General features: G+C 39.2%; 17 protein-coding genes. 1 reads left to right on the top strand and 16 read right to left on the bottom strand.

Annotation, left to right across the window (positions count from 1 at the left end; genetic code table 11):
* Positions 1 to 244: 244 nt before the first annotated feature.
* The 4 genes from floA to rpsU all read right to left on the bottom strand — a co-directional run bounded on the left by floA (position 245) and on the right by rpsU (position 2,655).
* Positions 245 to 1,237: a flotillin-like protein FloA gene (gene floA, locus ABES03_RS19730; protein WP_430119870.1), complete on the bottom strand. Its 993-nt coding sequence runs from the start codon at positions 1,235 to 1,237 to the stop codon at positions 245 to 247.
* Between the two features lie 17 nt (positions 1,238 to 1,254).
* Complete coding sequence (locus ABES03_RS19725) at positions 1,255 to 1,890, bottom strand: NfeD family protein (protein WP_430119868.1); 636 nt, start codon at positions 1,888 to 1,890, stop codon at positions 1,255 to 1,257.
* A 132-nt stretch (positions 1,891 to 2,022) separates the two neighbouring features.
* Positions 2,023 to 2,466, bottom strand: coding sequence for a GatB/YqeY domain-containing protein (locus ABES03_RS19720; RefSeq protein ID WP_430119866.1), 444 nt, complete (start codon positions 2,464 to 2,466; stop codon positions 2,023 to 2,025).
* Positions 2,467 to 2,481: 15 nt separating this feature from the next.
* Positions 2,482 to 2,655 (bottom strand): 30S ribosomal protein S21, encoded by a 174-nt coding sequence (rpsU, locus tag ABES03_RS19715; protein WP_007087607.1) that lies wholly within the window; start codon positions 2,653 to 2,655, stop codon positions 2,482 to 2,484.
* A 218-nt stretch (positions 2,656 to 2,873) separates the two neighbouring features.
* Between rpsU and ABES03_RS19710 the strand changes: the two genes are divergently transcribed.
* Positions 2,874 to 3,812, top strand: coding sequence for a Na/Pi symporter (locus tag ABES03_RS19710; RefSeq protein WP_430119864.1), 939 nt, complete (start codon positions 2,874 to 2,876; stop codon positions 3,810 to 3,812).
* A 35-nt stretch (positions 3,813 to 3,847) separates the two neighbouring features.
* Here the strand turns inward: ABES03_RS19710 and deoC are convergent, their stop codons facing one another.
* The 12 genes from deoC to spoIIP form a co-directional block, all read right to left on the bottom strand.
* Positions 3,848 to 4,522 carry a deoxyribose-phosphate aldolase gene (gene deoC, locus ABES03_RS19705; RefSeq protein WP_430119862.1) on the bottom strand — a complete coding sequence of 225 codons (675 nt, stop codon included), beginning with the start codon at positions 4,520 to 4,522 and terminating at the stop codon, positions 3,848 to 3,850.
* A 122-nt stretch (positions 4,523 to 4,644) separates the two neighbouring features.
* On the bottom strand, positions 4,645 to 6,018 hold the full coding sequence (gene mtaB / locus ABES03_RS19700) for a tRNA (N(6)-L-threonylcarbamoyladenosine(37)-C(2))-methylthiotransferase MtaB (RefSeq protein WP_430119860.1): 1,374 nt from the start codon (positions 6,016 to 6,018) through the stop codon (positions 4,645 to 4,647).
* Positions 6,019 to 6,025: 7 nt separating this feature from the next.
* Complete coding sequence (locus tag ABES03_RS19695) at positions 6,026 to 6,775, bottom strand: 16S rRNA (uracil(1498)-N(3))-methyltransferase (protein ID WP_430119858.1); 750 nt, start codon at positions 6,773 to 6,775, stop codon at positions 6,026 to 6,028.
* A gap of 107 nt (positions 6,776 to 6,882) precedes the next feature.
* Entirely contained in the window at positions 6,883 to 7,824 is a 942-nt protein-coding gene (prmA, locus tag ABES03_RS19690; RefSeq protein WP_430119856.1) for a 50S ribosomal protein L11 methyltransferase, read from the bottom strand.
* A gap of 18 nt (positions 7,825 to 7,842) precedes the next feature.
* On the bottom strand, positions 7,843 to 8,973 hold the full coding sequence (gene dnaJ, locus ABES03_RS19685; protein ID WP_430119854.1) for a molecular chaperone DnaJ: 1,131 nt from the start codon (positions 8,971 to 8,973) through the stop codon (positions 7,843 to 7,845).
* Between the two features lie 143 nt (positions 8,974 to 9,116).
* The gene (dnaK, locus tag ABES03_RS19680) at positions 9,117 to 10,943 is read right to left on the bottom strand and encodes a molecular chaperone DnaK (RefSeq protein ID WP_430119852.1); all 1,827 of its coding nucleotides are present in this window, start codon (positions 10,941 to 10,943) and stop codon (positions 9,117 to 9,119) included.
* A 32-nt stretch (positions 10,944 to 10,975) separates the two neighbouring features.
* Positions 10,976 to 11,566 (bottom strand): nucleotide exchange factor GrpE, encoded by a 591-nt coding sequence (gene grpE / locus ABES03_RS19675; protein ID WP_430119850.1) that lies wholly within the window; start codon positions 11,564 to 11,566, stop codon positions 10,976 to 10,978.
* 104 nt (positions 11,567 to 11,670) lie between these two features.
* Entirely contained in the window at positions 11,671 to 12,702 is a 1,032-nt protein-coding gene (gene hrcA, locus ABES03_RS19670; protein ID WP_430119874.1) for a heat-inducible transcriptional repressor HrcA, read from the bottom strand.
* A 115-nt stretch (positions 12,703 to 12,817) separates the two neighbouring features.
* On the bottom strand, positions 12,818 to 13,957 hold the full coding sequence (gene hemW, locus ABES03_RS19665) for a radical SAM family heme chaperone HemW (protein ID WP_430119848.1): 1,140 nt from the start codon (positions 13,955 to 13,957) through the stop codon (positions 12,818 to 12,820).
* Between the two features lie 78 nt (positions 13,958 to 14,035).
* A complete protein-coding gene (gene lepA / locus ABES03_RS19660; protein WP_430119846.1) occupies positions 14,036 to 15,871 on the bottom strand; it encodes a translation elongation factor 4 in 1,836 nt (611 codons plus the stop codon).
* A 114-nt stretch (positions 15,872 to 15,985) separates the two neighbouring features.
* Positions 15,986 to 16,312, bottom strand: a complete 327-nt coding sequence (locus tag ABES03_RS19655; RefSeq protein ID WP_430119844.1) for a YqxA family protein — start codon at positions 16,310 to 16,312, stop codon at positions 15,986 to 15,988.
* An 18-nt stretch (positions 16,313 to 16,330) separates the two neighbouring features.
* A complete protein-coding gene (gene spoIIP, locus ABES03_RS19650) occupies positions 16,331 to 17,536 on the bottom strand; it encodes a stage II sporulation protein P (RefSeq protein WP_430119842.1) in 1,206 nt (401 codons plus the stop codon).
* Positions 17,537 to 17,565 lie beyond the last annotated feature (29 nt).

Raw genomic sequence — 17,565 nt, 5'->3', positions numbered from 1 at the left:
ATCAAGAATAGTATCGTTTCCAAATCCTACCCTCCTTTTTTAATTGGGCTTTGTTAAAATGGCTGTTGATTTCCGCTCCAGGCGCTTCGCTTTCCGTGGGCGTTTCGGCGAGCCTCCTCGGCGCTTACGCCTGCGGGGTCTCCCCTGAACCGTACTCCCACAGGAGTCTTCGCCCCTTCCGCTCCAATCAACAGTTGTGTTAAATCAACATAATTCTTTAACGTAGCCGTTAATTAAAAGTGGGTTATTGGCCGTCTTTTTTATCACCTGATATTTTTCCTATGGATCCTCTCATATCTGTATCAGCTGAAATATTTTTTATGTTCATATAATCCATCACGCCGATATTACCTGACTTAAGTGCTTCTGCCATTGCAAGCGGAACTTCTGCTTCGGCTTCCACTACTTTAGCTCTCATTTCCTGAACCTTGGCTTTCATTTCTTGTTCTTGAGCTACTGCCATTGCTCGGCGTTCTTCTGCTTTCGCTTGTGCAATCTTCTTATCGGCTTCCGCCTGTTCTGTTTGAAGTTCAGCACCTATATTTTTACCGATATCTACGTCAGCAATATCAATCGATAAGATTTCAAACGCTGTGCCTGCATCCAGTCCTTTGGAAAGGACCGTTTGTGAAATAAGATCAGGGTTCTCAAGTACCTTACTGTGACTATCTGATGAACCAATTGTAGAGACAACCCCTTCACCAACACGAGCAACAACGGTTTCTTCCCCTGCCCCACCGACTAGACGCTCAATATTGGCACGAACAGTGATTCTAGCCTTCGCCTTAACCTCAATACCATTCATCGCAACACCTGCTATAAATGGTGTTTCAATGACTTTAGGGTTAACACTCATTTGCACTGCCTCTAGCACATCACGACCAGCAAGATCGATTGCTGCACAACGCTCAAATGATAATTCTATATTTGCCCTATGTGCAGCTATAAGAGCATTAACGACCCGATCCACATTTCCTCCAGCAAGGTAATGACTTTCCAGCTGATTAGTTGTAACATTCAGTCCTGCTTTATGTGCTTTAATTAGTGGGTTAACGACCCTACTTGGGGTTACCCTTCTAAGCCTCATGCCAACTAATGTAAAAATACTGATTCGAACACCTGCAGCCAGTGCTGAAATCCACAGCATAACAGGGACAAATGATAATAATATCCCTAAAAAGATAAGTGCAATAATGACAACTGCAATAATAAAAATCGTTCCACTTCCAACATCCATGATTAAGCCCCCTCTTTTTATTTTACTTCTCTTACAACAATACGAGCACCTTCCACTTTAATTACAGTTACTTTCGAATTTTGCTCGATGAAACCGCCTTCACTTACGACATCTATTCTCTCATTCTTAATGATAACAGTCCCTGCTGGTCGAAGGATGGTCAATGCTTTCCCCTCCATTCCTAACAGGTCTGTACGATTCACGTTAGAAACATAACCATCTTCTTTCCTAGCAGTATCAAACAGAACCATTTTATTAAAGAGAACAAGCTTTTTGTTAAGTACCTTTATCATGATAAAAAACACAATAATAGAAACGAACAAGGCAATTAAAATAGAGACTCCTATTTGGAGGGTATCTTCCCCCGCTAAAAAGAGGCTTAAAATTAACGCAGCAACTCCAAGCGTACCTGAAACAGCTCCTGGTAGAAAGAACTCTAAGAAGATGAGAAGGATTCCTGCTACAAATAGGGTTAATGTCCCGTATCCAGCCAGCCCTGCTTGAAAATGCCCATAAAAGAATAGCAATAATGCAGCTACCCCAATGAAACCAGCGATACCAAATTTATGTGAAAATAGCTCTAAGACGATTCCGACTCCAGCAATCGTTAACAGAATCGTTACAACAATCGGGTCAGTAAGAAATGCAATCATCCATATCCCCCTCTCTCCCTTTCATCCTGACTCTACTTATTACGTTTTAACATGTAAAAAGTTTCATAAAATCTTTTCGAACATATGTAAAAAGACCGATAGCAGAACGCCATCGATCTTTATGTCAGAATACTATGAAAGGTGTTGTTGTACAAGTTTATTTACAAGCGATCCGTCTGCTTTACCTTTAACTTTAGGCATAATAGCAGCCATCACTTTTCCCATTTCCGCTTTTGATTTTGCACCGACTTCTGAAATCGTTTCTGTTACAATTTCAGACAGCTCTTCTTCTGAAAGCTGCTTCGGTAAATACAGTTCGACAACCGCCAACTCTGTACGCAATTTCTCAACTAGATCTTCACGACCAGCCTTATCAAATTCATGGAGGGAGTCTTTGCGTTGTTTTAATTCGCGAGAAAGGACTGTTAACTCTGCATCTTCGGTAAGCTCTGTTCCAAGCTTAATCGCTTCATTTTGCAACGAAGCTTTAACCATCCGAATGACTGAGAGTTTGTCTTTTTCCTTGTTTTTCATCGCTTGTTTCATATCATTATTTAAACGCTCGAGAAGACTCATGTATTACACCCTCTCTTAAAACTTACGTTTTCTAGCTGCTTCAGACTTTTTCTTACGTTTAACACTTGGCTTTTCATAAAATTCGCGCTTTCTTGCCTCTTGCAAAGTACCAGTTTTTGATACTGTACGTTTGAAGCGACGAAGAGCATCTTCAAGCGATTCGTTTTTACGAACGACGGTTTTAGACATTCTCTTTCCCTCCCTCCGAAACACAACACACTCACATTCAATCCATGTACCTTGCAATTATAATATAACCTTGAAACAAGGTCAACTGAATTTCGCTAGGATAAAACAAGCTTTTTAAATTTTTTAGGATTATTGCTAATACTTGTCTCTATTTTCCATGAAAAGTGGCATGTCCCTCTTCCCATGACCATACAATGAAGGGGAAGGGGGCATAAGACATGCTTTACATATTTTTATTTGTTCTTTGTATATTAATATTTATTTTCGGAATGACAATTATACGATTTGGCTTATTCAACTTATCAGCAAATAAATTAAAAACGTGGCTAATCAAGCTAACAAGCACACCATTAAAAGGAATGCTGACAGGAACTTTTATCACTGCCCTTTTGCAGAGTAGCTCTGCTGTAATGGTTATTACCATCGGATTGATTTCCGCAAGAATAATGACCTTTCCTCAATCGATTGGAATTATTCTTGGAACTAATATTGGAACTACCTTTAAGACTGAATTGATAACATTCAATATTGATGTAGCTCTTGTTCCATTAGCGATTATTGGAGCAGTTCTTATTTTATTTAAACATAAAAAAGCTAGAAGTATGGGCATGCTCCTATTTGGGATTGCCTCTGTTTTTACAGCCATGAAGGGATTTGAATTGCTAGCCCAACCATTAACTTCGATGAGCTTCATTAATAAATTTATCCTAACCATAAATGATAATATTCTTTTCAGTCTAATTACTGGTACCATAATAACCGCGATCATCCAATCAAGCACTGCGATGACCGGGATAGCAATGGGCTTTTTAACAGCTGGTCTCCTGCAGCTCGATGCTGGAATCGCTATCGTGCTTGGAGCAAATATCGGGACCTGCATCACAGCAGTAATTGCCTCAATTGGAGGGGGGAAACAATCCAGATTAGCTGCATTTGCCCATGTTTGGCTAAATGTTTTCGGGGTCTTATTGTTTATTCCTCTGATTCCTTTCCTCCATGAACATGCTAATATGCTGGCAAACCGTATCGAAGTTCAGCTAGCCCATATTAGCGTAATTTTTAATATTGCTACATCCTTACTTGTCTTACCTTTTGCTGAAAAATTCGGAAAAATGATCTTATATTTTCATGATCGTCAGCCTAAACAAACTGTATAGTGCCACGAAGAAAAGACGGCCGATAAGCCGTCTTTTTAGTATGCTGAGGTAACAGTGAGTCCGTTAATAATATCGACACTCGAACTTGCACCAATTCTAGTTGCGCCTGCTTCAATCATTTTTTGTGCATCCTCTGTGCTTCTTACACCACCGGATGCCTTGACTCCAATCCCAGGCCCTACCGTTTTTCTCATAAGGGCAATGTCTTCAAACGTTGCACCACCCGTTGAGAATCCGGTAGAGGTTTTAACATAATCTGCACCAGCTTTAACTGATAGCTCACAGGCGCGAATTTTTTCTTCCTTCGTTAGGAGACTTGTTTCAATAATCACTTTAGTTAACGCCTTGCCTTTTGCTGCTTCGACAACGGCCCTGATATCACTTTCTACCAAGGTATCGTTTTGGTTCTTAAGTGCACCAATATTGATTACCATATCTACTTCATCTGCACCATTTTCAATCGCATTTCTAGTTTCAAATGCCTTGGTTTCTGATGTTGATGCCCCTAGTGGGAATCCAATAACAGTACAGACTTTTACTCCACTGTTTTTTACTAATTCCTTAGATGTACGGACCCACACTGGATTTACACATACGGAAAAGAATTTATTTTCTAACGCCTCTTGGCACAATTTCTCTATTTGTTCTTTCGTCGCTTCTGGTTTTAGCAAAGTGTGGTCAATCATTGCAGCAACATTTGTCGTAGCCATATGCTATATTCCCTCCGATTTCACTTAGAAATGAAAACACTCTTACGTGGTTCAGAAAGAAATTTTTGCTGCTAAATGTAGTATGCCCTACTCAAAATAAAAAAAAGAACCCAAATGGGTCCTTAAATAGCAGCTTCTTCTTTAGTAAAAACTTCTTCCTTCACTAATGCCGTATCTTCAATTACTCGGACAAATTGTCCCTCATTGTACGGGTAACCAGCTTTAGTAATTTTTACTTTTACAATTTTACCAACCATATCTTCAGTAGCAGGGAATACTACTTTTAAGTAATTATCGGTATAACCAACAAACATACCTGTAATTCCTTCTTCTTTGTATTCCTCTTCTGGAATGACTTCTAATACTTCGCCCTCAAACTGTGAGGCATATTCCTTAGCCAGCTGATCAGAAAGGGAAATCAAACGGTGAACCCGCTCATTCTTTACTTCGTCATCTACTTGGTCTTCCATCCGTGCAGCTGGTGTTCCTGTACGTTTAGAATAAGGGAATACGTGTAACTCTGAGAATTTATTATCTTTAATAAAATTAAATGTTTCCATAAATTCTTCTTCTGTTTCACCAGGGAATCCAACAATTACATCTGAAGTAACAGCAAGCCCTGGAAGCACTTCTTTTAGTCGCTCCAGTCTTTCTCCAAAGAACTCCATTGTATATTTACGTCGCATTCTTTTTAAGACAGAATTAGAACCGGATTGCAATGGAATGTGTAAATGACGGACGACGATATTTGAATGTTTAATGACTTCAATCACTTCATCCGTAATCTGGCTCGCTTCGATTGAAGAAATACGAAGACGCTCGATCCCTTTAACTTGAGCCTCTAAATCACGAAGCAGCATAGCAAGGTTATAATCCTTCATGTCTTCTCCGTAACCGCCAGTATGAATACCTGTTAACACAATTTCTTTATACCCAGCATCCACTAACTGCTGCGCTTGACGAATTACTTCTTTTGGATCGCGTGATCTCATCAACCCTCTTGCCCATGGAATAATACAGAAGGTACAGAAATTATTACAGCCTTCTTGTATCTTTAATGACGCGCGTGTTCGATCAGTAAAAGCAGGAACATCTAGCTCTTCATACACACGATTCTTCATAATATTCCCTACACCATTAATAGGTTGGCGTTCTGCTTTATATTGCTCAATATATTCAAGCATTTTAACACGGTCCTGTGTACCTACAACAATATCAACACCTGGAATTGCCATAATTTCTGCAGGCGATGTTTGAGCATAACAACCTGTTACACAAATAACTGCATCAGGATTCTTTCTTACAGCACGACGAATCACCTGACGACTTTTCTTATCGCCTGTATTGGTTACTGTACATGTATTAATAATATATACGTCGGAAATGGATTCAAAATCCACTCTCTCGTAGCCTTCTTGTTTAAACAACTGCCAAATTGCTTCAGTTTCATAGTGGTTCACTTTGCATCCAAGTGTATGAAACGCGACTGTTGCCATTGGAACCTCACCTCAATAATTCAAAATGATAGGAAATAGCCGCCAGTGTATACAGCGGAGCTGTTTCCGTTCTTAAAATACGTGGGCCTAATCCGCAAAGTTCAAACCCATGGCCCTTTAATAACTCTACTTCTTCATCTGCTAAACCGCCTTCTGGTCCGAAAACGATAAGAAGGGACTCCCCTTTTTTCATTTGCTTCAAAGTAGAAGCAAAAAGAGACGCCTCCCCTCTTCTACTTTCTTCTTCAAAGGCAGCCAATTTATATTGGTATTCCTTACTTTTTCCCAATAAAGCTTTAAATGTCATCGGGCTAATAATTTCTGGCATTACCGCACGATGGGATTGTTCAGCAGCTTCTTTGGCAATTTTCTGCCATCGTTCTATTTTTTTCGCTGCTTTTTTTTCATCCCACTTCACCACTGAACGAGCAGCAGAAAAGGGGAGGAACTGATGTGCCCCTAATTCAGTACCCTTTTGAATAATCCATTCAAGCTTGTCTCCCTTGGGCAGACCACTAGCAATCGTAATTGTTATTGGTAGTTCAGGAGACTCTTCCTTCCATTGTACAACGTCTGCAACGACTCTTTCATCGGTAATTTCTGCAAGCCTGCAAACAGCCTGTTTCCCTTCAGGATCAACACAAATGATTTGATCGTCTATTTGCATGCGCATAACCTTTACGATATGATGACGGTCTTCCTCATCAATTAAAAAACGATCATCATTTGCTCGTTGTTTAACAAAGTAACGTTGCACACAATGCACCCTCTCTAAAACATTTTACTCTTTATTTTACTAAAGAAGAGATTAAATTAAAAGGCAGAAATAAAAAAAAGGGGAACAAACACCCCTTTTTTCCATCATTATACCCTCTTTGCAATAATAGCAACCCAGTCTTCCATTAAGATTGTTTCTAAAATTTCAAATCCTGAGTTCACTAATGCCTCTTTTACTTGATCTTTTTTCTGTTTAATAATGCCTGATGTAATAAATGCACCACCCGGCTTAATTACACGGGCTGCATCATCAGTAAACCGTAAAATAACTTCAGCTAAGATATTGGCAACAATAACATCTGCTGAGTTTTCCTCCACATTGTCCAGCAGGTTATTTTGGGAAATAGAAACTGAAGGGTGCACTTTATTTAGCTTAATATTAAGCCTTGCCTGCGTAACAGCCACTTCATCTAGATCGAAGGCCCTAACATCTTCTGCACCAAGCATGGCCGCTGCTATGCTCAATACACCAGATCCTGTCCCTACATCAATTACTCGGTCTCCAGGCTTAACGGTTCTTTCTAGAGCTTGAATACACATCACAGTAGTTGGATGTGTACCAGTTCCAAAAGCCATACCCGGATCCAGTTCAATAATTAATTCATCACTGCTGACTGGAGTATATTCCTCCCATGTAGGAACGATCGTAAATTTTTCGGATATTTTTACAGGGTTATAATACTTCTTCCAAGCTGTTGCCCATTCTTCTTCATTCACTTCACTAATAGTTACTTTGTTTAAGCCGATATCAATATTATAAATAATTAAGTTATTGATCGATTCTTTAATGGCGTCAACGGTTTCACCAAGGAAGCTGTTAACTGGTAAATAAGCTTTGACGATAACCCCTTCTTCAGGATAATCATCGGGATTTAGTTGGTAGATTTCTCCGAATTGATCTTCCCTTTCTTTCGTCAACTCAAATGGATCCTCAATGACTACACCGCTAGCCCCAGCTTCATGCAGAATATGAGAAATAGGTTCAATCGCCTCATTTGTTGTGTGAATACTGATTTCAGACCATTTCACATCTACCAACTCCAATCCTTACTCGCTTTTAAATGCACGTTTTACTTTTGAGAAGAAGCTTTCTTCGTGTTCACCAATTGGTGAAGTGCCGCTAAGCTCCGCAAATTCTTTAAGAAGCTGCTTTTGTTTGTCTGATAGCTTAGTGGGGGTGATAATACGCACGATAATGTACTGATCGCCTACACCATAGCCACGGACATTTGGAACACCTTTACCCTTAAGACGGAATTTTTTACCTGTTTGTGTACCAGCAGGAACCTTCAGTTTGACTTTCCCATGAAGGGTAGGTACTTCAATCTCATCACCTAGAGATGCTTGAACAAAAGTGATTGGCATTTCACAGTAAATATCATCGCCATCTCTTTCAAAAAACTCATGTGGACGGACATGGAATACTACATATAGGTCTCCAGCTGGTCCCCCATTCATTCCCGCTTCCCCTTGGCCAGATACACGAAGCTGCTGACCATCATCTATACCAGCAGGGATTTTGACGTGAATTTTCTTGCGTTTCTTCACTTTACCTGTACCGCCGCAAGTTGAACACTTGTGTTTGATTTCTTTTCCGGTACCATTACAATAATGACATGTACGACGATTCACAATCCTACCAAATGGAGTGTTTTGTTCCACATTTAATTGACCTGATCCATGGCAGTGCTGACATGTCTCTGGATTTGTACCAGGTTTAGCTCCTGATCCACTACATGTTTCACATGTTTCTTCCCGTGGAATTTCAATATCGGTTTCTTTTCCAAATGCAGCTTCTTCAAAGGAAACTGTCATTGTATACTGCAGATCAGCACCTTGTCTTGGCGCATTTGGGTCACGTCTTCTTGAACCGCCGCCCCCGCCGAAGAAAGTATTAAAGATATCCTCAAACCCACCAAAGCCGCCGTCAAAACCGGCACCACCACCAAAGCCTTGGTTCGGATCCGTATGACCGAATTGATCATAATGCGCCTTTTTTTGATCATCGCTTAATACTTCATATGCTTCCGCAATTTCCTTAAACTTATCTGCCGCATCAGCCTCTTTATTAATATCAGGATGATATTGTTTAGAGAGCTTACGATACGCTTTTTTTATCTCATCCTTAGAAGCACTCTTACTAACACCAAGCACTTCATAGTAATCCCGTTTACTCATGATTACCACTCCCGAATCTTTCACATAAAGATTATTCTATCACCCATAAGATGTAGATTGCAATAAAATACTTTTCTTTAGTACAGAGAAAAAGCCAAAGCCCATAGACTGACTTTGACTTTTTCTTTTGTAACAATACTGAATTATTTATCGTCTTTTACTTCTTCGAATTCCGCATCGACTACATCGTCTTTGCCACCAGCATTACCTGCTTCTGGGCCCGCTTGTTGTTGAGCTTGTGCCGCTTGCTCATAAAGCTTCACAGTTAAGGCTTGAACGATTTCTTGAAGTGCATCCTTCTTAGAACGAATTTCATTTAAGTCATTTTTCTCGATCGCTTGCTTTAATTCATCCTTAGCTTCGTTTGCTTTGGCAACTTCAGCAGCGTCTACCTTACCTTCAAGATCTTTTAATGTTTTTTCAGTTTGGAATACTAACTGATCTGCTTCATTACGCAGCTCGACTTCTTCCTTACGCTGCTTATCTGCTTCTGCGTTTTCTTCCGCTTCTCTAACCATTTTTTGGATTTCGTCATCAGAAAGTCCTGTAGATGATTTAATCGTAATTTGCTGTTCTTTATTTGTACCAAGATCTTTCGCACGAACATTTACAATACCGTTTTTATCAATATCGAAAGTAACCTCGATTTGTGGAATGCCACGTGGCGCTGGTGGGATATCCGATAACTGGAATCGACCAAGCGTTTTGTTGTTCGCTGCCATTGGACGTTCCCCTTGAAGGACATGGATATCAACAGCTGTTTGGTTATCCGCAGCAGTCGAGAATACTTGAGATTTAGATGTTGGAATCGTTGTATTACGATCGATTAACTTAGTGAATACACCACCCATTGTTTCAATACCTAGTGAAAGTGGGGTTACGTCAAGTAATACTACGTCTTTTACATCACCCGTAATAACTCCACCTTGAATAGCAGCACCCATCGCTACTACTTCATCTGGGTTCACTCCACGATGAGGCTCTTGTCCTGTAGCCTTTTTAATTGCTTCTTGGACAGCTGGAATACGTGTTGAACCACCAACAAGGATTACCTTATCAATTTGAGCAGCGGTTAATCCTGCATCGCTTAATGCTTGACGAGTAGGACCCATTGTCCGTTCAACAAGAGGAGCGGATAATTCATCAAATTTCGCTCTTGACATAGTCACTTCAAGGTGAAGTGGACCAGCAGCCCCAGCTGTGATAAACGGTAAAGAAATTTGTGTGGATGTTACACCTGAAAGATCTTTTTTCGCTTTTTCAGCCGCATCTTTTAAACGCTGTAATGCCATTTTATCTTGTGAAAGGTCAATGCCATTTTCTTTTTTAAACTGGTCAACAAGGTAATCAATAATGACTTGGTCAAAGTCATCTCCACCAAGACGATTATCACCTGCCGTTGATTTTACTTCGAAAACGCCGTCACCTAATTCAAGGATTGAAACGTCGAATGTACCGCCACCAAGGTCGTAAACTAAAATAGTCTGATCTTGGTCCGTTTTATCCAAACCATAGGCAAGTGCAGCTGCTGTTGGCTCATTGATAATACGCTCTACTTCAAGACCAGCAATTCTTCCGGCATCCTTTGTTGCTTGACGCTCCGCATCGTTAAAATAAGCTGGTACTGTAATAACTGCCTTTGTAACAGGTTCGCCAAGATAATCTTCAGCATAAGATTTTAAATATTGAAGAATGATAGCTGAAAGTTCTTGTGGCGTATAATCCTTGCCTTCAATTCCGACTTTATAGTTCGTGCCCATATGACGTTTAATGGACATGATTGTATTTGGGTTTGTGATGGCTTGACGCTTTGCTACTTCCCCAACCTGACGCTCGCCATTTTTAAACGCAATAACAGATGGAGTTGTGCGATTACCTTCTGGGTTAGGAATAACTTTTGGCTCTCCGCCTTCAAGTACAGACACACAAGAGTTTGTTGTTCCAAGGTCAATACCAATTATTTTACTCATTGCCTTTTCCTCCTAAAAATAATATGTAGTTTTTATTGATTTACTTTTACCATGGATGGTCGGATCACTCGATCCTTTAGCAAATAGCCTTTTTGAAATTCATCAGTCACAATGTTAGAACCAAAGTTTTCATCTTCCCCTTGCATAACTGCTTGGTGCTGATGAGGGTCAAACTCTTTACCCACTGCTTCGATTGGTTCTACACCTTCCTTTTTCAAGGCGTCTACTAAATTGCGGTATACCATGTCCATCCCTTGAAGTAATGCTTTCGTTTGTTCATTGTCTGCCTCAATCTGCATCGCTCTTTCAAAGTTGTCTAATGCAGGTAGTAAATCGGTAATAAGCTTTTGTGCTCTATATTTTTCGCTCGCTTCTAAATCTAATCTAGTGCGACGGCGGAAATTATCAAAATCGGCTTGAAGTCGTAAATATCGATTATCTGCTTCCTCTAACTTATCCTTAAGCACTTGGATTTGTTTTAAATACTCCTCACCAGGGTCTACCACGGTTTCCTCCGAAATTTGATCTTCATTTAAAACCGCTTGTTCCTCGGTAAGTTCAACTTGGTCAGCACTCTCAATTTCTACTTCTTCATTCAATGAATTAGTTTTTTCATTTGTCAACTTACTCACCTCCCTTAAAGCATCTACCATTTATAGTCAAATTATTTCTCATAGAAAAGGGGGTGAAACATAAGGAATTTCACCCTTACTCAATATTGCCTGTGCTACTTGGTTTGATACAGCCTTGTTAAAACCGCCGTTAAGTCGTTACTTAACAATTGAAGCAGGCCAATGACACGAGAATATTCCATTCGGGTTGGACCAAGAATGGCAATCGTACCTAACTTTTCAACTCCAGCAGAGTATGTAGCAGTAATCAAACTACAATTATCCATAGCACTGATATTATTTTCTCTTCCAATTTTGACATGAATCCCAGCCGAATCTTTTCGAATCAAATTGTAAATCCACTCTTCTTGGTCAATCATGGTTAGTAAACTACGGATTTTGCTTATATCATGAAATTCAGGCTGGCTTAACATATTTGTTTTTCCACCAAAGAAAAGTTTTTCAGCGACTGGCATTTTTAGTGAATCTGCTACCGTATGCAGCATCAAATCATAATTATGAATATGCTGCCTAAGCAACATGGCAACTTCTTTGTAAATTTTGTCGTTCAAATCTTCAAGCGGAACACCAGCAAGACGGTCATTTAGGATATTCACTGTTTTTTCCAAGTCACCTGCATCAATAGTGGCAGGTAAGGAAAAAGTTCTGTTTTCAACATGACCTGTATCTGTTACAAAGATCGCTACCGCTGTTTCCTTGTTCAAAGGAATAATCTGAATTCTTTTCAGTTTATTGATACTTGCAGCTGGTCCTAGCACAATCGATGTGTAATTGGTTAATTCAGAGAGTATTTTTGCAGACCTTTGAATAATTTTTTCAAATTCATAAATTTTTTCAGCAAAAATCGATTGAATAATGGAAACATCTTGCTGATTTAGTGCCTGTGGCGAGAGTAAATGATCGACATAATACCGATAACCTTTTTCAGATGGAACTCTTCCTGAGGAGGTATGAGTTTTTTCAATGTACCCCAACTCTTCAAGGTCGGCCATTTCATTGCGAATCGTAGCTGAGCTAAAGGATATTTCCTCTTTTTTCGACAAGCTTCTTGAGCCGACTGGTTGAGCAGATCGAATAAAGTCATCAACAATAACCTGAAGAATCAACAATTGACGATCTGTAAGCAACATTCATCACCTCTGTTAGCACTCATAGTTACCGAGTGCTAATTATATTAATAAATTATCAAAAAAGGGGGGATGGTGTCAATTAAAAAGAAAGCCGATATTTGTGACAGATTGACTAGACCGCACCCAAAAAGGCTTGGAAAACCTCATTTCCTAAAAAACGACCCGTTTTAGTTAAATATATATTATCGTTCTCCACTTCTATCCATCCCTTACTAATTAATTCAGTAATTTCCTTTTTAAATATCTGTAAGGGGTCCTCAGCAAATTTCTCAATAAAATGAGAAATGGAGATTCCTTTTGTTTTACGCAATCCAAGGAACATTTCTTCTTCCATTTGTTCCGCTTTTGTTACTTGATGATCATCCAAAACAGGTAGCAATCCGTTATTTACTTGGTCCATATATTTTTTTAATGGTCCTGAATTCGAACGTCGATACCCATCAACATAGCTATGGGCACCAGCGCCAAACCCGTAATAATATTCGTTATTCCAATACGTCAAGTTATGCTTACTCTCAAAACCAGGCTTAGAAAAATTACTTATTTCATATTGATGGAATCCATGTTTCTCCATTTCATCCATTAATATCTCATACATTTTTGCTTCAATATCCTCCCCAGGGGTTGGAAGCTTTCCTTTTTTTAATAAATTATAGAAAACAGTCTTTGGTTCAATGATTAATGAATAAGCAGAGTAATGATTGATATCAAGCGAAAAAGCTTCCGTTAATGATTCTTTAAAGTCAACGACTGTCTGCGACGGCAGGCTGAAGATTAGATCAATGCTGATATTTTCAAAACCTACTTTTTTAGCACTCTCAATGGTTTGATAGACATCCTTAGCTTTATGGACACGTCCGATTTTTTTCAAAAGTTCTTCGTTAAAGGTTTGAACGCCCAGGCTAATCCTGTTTACCCCTGCATCCTTTAATATTTGTAATTTCTCGATGGATAAATCACCTGGATTTGCTTCAAAAGTAAATTCAACAGCATTACTTGTAGGAAGATTTTTATTTATGCTCTCACAAAATGTAAAAAGCTGCTGTTCATTTAATGAGGTAGGTGTTCCTCCCCCAACAAAAATGGTTTCTAATTGATTGGTTGGATACTTTGCAAGAGTAATTTTCATTTCTTGGTCAAGTGCTTTTAAATAGTCCTCAACTGGCTGCCCTTTTAGAAAAACTTTATTAAAATCACAATAATGACAAATATGCTCACAAAAAGGGATATGAAGATAGGCAGCTTTTATCATTTTTAACACTTCCTTATGCTAGTAACAAAAAGAGGCTAGAATGCCTGCTACAGGCATGTCCTAACCTCCAATTAGTTATTATTTTTTTGTATTAGTGTCATCCATCTTTAGTACAGCCATAAACGCTTCCTGCGGTACCTCAACAGACCCTACTTGTTTCATCCGTTTTTTACCTTCTTTTTGCTTTTCAAGTAATTTACGTTTACGGGAAATATCTCCCCCGTAACATTTTGCTAATACGTTTTTACGCATCGCTTTAATCGTAGAACGAGCAACAATTTTTTGACCGATGGCAGCCTGTATAGGAACCTCAAATTGTTGTCTTGGAATCAATTCCTTCAACTTTTCAACAATAATCTTACCACGGTCATAAGCAAAGTCCTTATGAACAATAAAACTTAATGCATCGACTTGTTCTGCATTTAGTAATATATCCATTTTAACCAGACTAGATGGTTTATAACCAATCAACTCATAGTCAAAAGAAGCGTAGCCCCTTGTGCTGGATTTCAACTGATCGAAGAAATCATAGACAATTTCCGCTAACGGTATTTCATAAACGATACCAACCCGGTTCTCGCCCTGGTATTGCATATCAATAAAATTCCCGCGCTTTAACTGACAAAGTTCCATGATTGCACCAACATAATCATTTGGAGCCATCATTGTCGCTTTAACATATGGCTCTTCTACGCGGTCAATTTTCTGTGGTTCAGGCATGTTAGCAGGGTTGTCTACATTTACTTTAGTACCATCTGTCATGTAGACATGGTAGATAACACTCGGTGCAGTTGTAATTAAATCAATTTTGAATTCACGCTCAATTCGTTCTTGGATGATTTCCATATGAAGAAGTCCAAGGAATCCGCAACGGAAACCGAAACCAAGCGCTTGTGACGTTTCTGGTTCAAATTGAAGAGCAGAATCATTCAATTGAAGCTTTTCAAGGGCTTCACGAAGATCATTAAACTTAGCTGTATCAATCGGATAAAGTCCGCAATATACCATCGGGTTTAATTTCCGGTAACCAGGAAGCGCTTCAGTCGTTCCATTTTTCGCATTTGTAATGGTATCACCAACACGAGTGTCACCGACATTTTTAATAGATGCAGTTAAAAAGCCAACATCTCCAACTGTTAATTCGTTAAGCTGCGTTGCTTTTGGAGTGAATACTCCCACTTCATTTACTTCAAATTCTTTTCCTGTTGCCATCATTTTAATCTTGTCGCCGACCTTAACAGACCCTTCTACTACACGAATATAGGCAACAACGCCACGATATGCGTCATATAAAGAGTCAAAAATCAGGGCTTTTAATGGCGCTTCCGGGTCTCCTGTTGGAGCTGGAACTGTTTTTACCACCTGTTCAAGAATATCTTCTATTCCGATTCCAGCTTTTGCTGAAGCTAAAACGGCCTCAGATGCATCTAAGCCGATAACCTCTTCAATTTCATTCCGAACTCTCTCTGGCTCGGCACTCGGTAAGTCAATTTTATTAATAACAGGCATGATTTCAAGGTTGTTATCCAAGGCAAGATAAACGTTTGCTAGTGTCTGTGCTTCAATTCCTTGTGCTGCGTCGACGACTAATATAGCCCCTTCACAAGCAGCAAGACTCCTTGATACCTCATACGTAAAATCGACATGCCCTGGTGTATCAATTAAATGGAAAATATACTCTTCTCCATCTTTCGCTTTATATTTTAACTGTACAGCATTTAACTTGATGGTGATCCCGCGTTCCCTTTCAAGATCCATTGAATCCAAAAGCTGGTCTTTCATCTCACGCGATGATAATGCATTTGTTTTTTCCAAAATACGATCAGCCAATGTGGATTTTCCATGGTCGATATGAGCAATAATGGAAAAATTTCTGATCTTTGATTGTCGTTTGAGTTTTTCTTCTCTGTTCATGGTCTTTCACTCCTACTATACTCGCACATGTACACTATTTTTGATTATATCAGTAGAGCATTCGAGATTCAATTAAATTCGAAAAGCGGCACCCTCCAAGGCACCGCTTTTGCTTTATTTCGTTATTTTTTGAATCAAATTTTCCGAGGCATTTGAAATCCCATCAGACATTTTTTTCCCTATTGATGAAAAGAAATTATAAGCGCTAATCTCCTCAAGCTTCTTCTTCTTTGCTTCAATATCATGACTGGAAATATCATTTCCTAATATAGAGGCACTTATGTGATTATCGGTTTCATTTAAGCTAACAGCCTGATGAAAGTTTGGGTCGTCGTACCCTTTCATTTTATGAATCCCATTATTGGCTAATTGCATGCCTGTTAAAACAGAGATTAGCATGAGAGCGGCAATACCAACGCTTTTAAGCATAAATATCTTCATACAACTGCTCCCTTACACTTATTGTTTATCGGTTGACTGCTTAACATCCTGATTCACCTTTTCTGCCTGCCAGTAGTATTCACTAAATACTTCAGCGAGAGCATCCGCAGATCGGTTTAACTCTTCAAACGTATTATCTACGCCGCCAAACTCAATTAGAATGGCATTGGATGATAGGTTTTGGTTATAGATACTATTTGACCCTGCCGCATTTTTAACCATAACTCCTCTGCTTAAACCCTTATATTTTTTCTGTAAAAGATTGTGCAGTTCTGTTGCTAGCTTTGCATTTTTCTCATAATTTGGGTTTTTACCTCCAATAATAAACGCAAGCTTTGCATATGGTTTTCCATTAATCGATACGGTTGTTTTGTCCTTCCGTTGCGAATCTCGATGAATATCAATAAAATAGTGCAAATCTTTATTAGAGGCCATGGCGGTTTGAACAACTGAACGGGATTCTTCATAGGACTTCGCAAAATTCCAACCCTTTTTATTTAGATTTGCTTGGATATCTGTTTTGTCTATAAAGCTTCCGATTCCTCTATCGCTAAGGCTTGTCTTAAGTTGGTCACCAATTTTAGTAACATTAATTTGAGAATGATAAGCCAAATTTGGATTGGTTACACCCTTAAGATATGGTAAATAGGATTCCCGATTATGTGAGAAGTAAACATAGACAACCTGTCGATTTCCCGTCGTTTGCCCTGGTGTTGTAGAAGGATTCTCGTTGGTTGGCTGATCTAATCCTTCAAGATTTTGTAATGCCGCTTCCCGTTCTGCCTTCATGATTTCAATGGGTGGAGCCGATTCAATTGGCATATTGGTATAATTAGTGCCCTCTCCTGCCACAAGAATTTTCCCATCAAATTGATAGAACCCCGGTAGCTCTCTTCCTAGAAGACTTCGTGGGTCATTCAAATTAATATTACTAGACAGTTTAAATACCAAATTGGTCAGAGTAGGTGTTGCAGCCCAATTATTTTCAACCTTTAGAAAATGGTGATTTTCCCAGCCCATCAGTTGGTAGAGGAGTTCCCCATTCACATTTGTGGCAGCTTGGTTTACAGAAGATGACATCAGTCTATATTGTGGCTTGAGTGACGTTAAAAGGCCGCTTATAGAAAAAATCAATATGATAAAGAGTAACAAAGCAGCGATTATTTTAAATAAGCTTGTCCCTTGGACGATAAAAAACGTTCCAGATGTTCTAGCATTTTTCATAGTTCCACCCCGCTTAAACGATTCTAGTA

The sequence above is a fragment of the Neobacillus rhizosphaerae genome, from assembly GCF_050477885.1.
Lineage (GTDB): Bacteria > Bacillota > Bacilli > Bacillales > Cytobacillaceae > Neobacillus > Neobacillus rhizosphaerae_A.
Note: the sequence above shows the minus strand (reverse complement) of the source record. Positions and strands in the feature narration are given on the sequence as shown.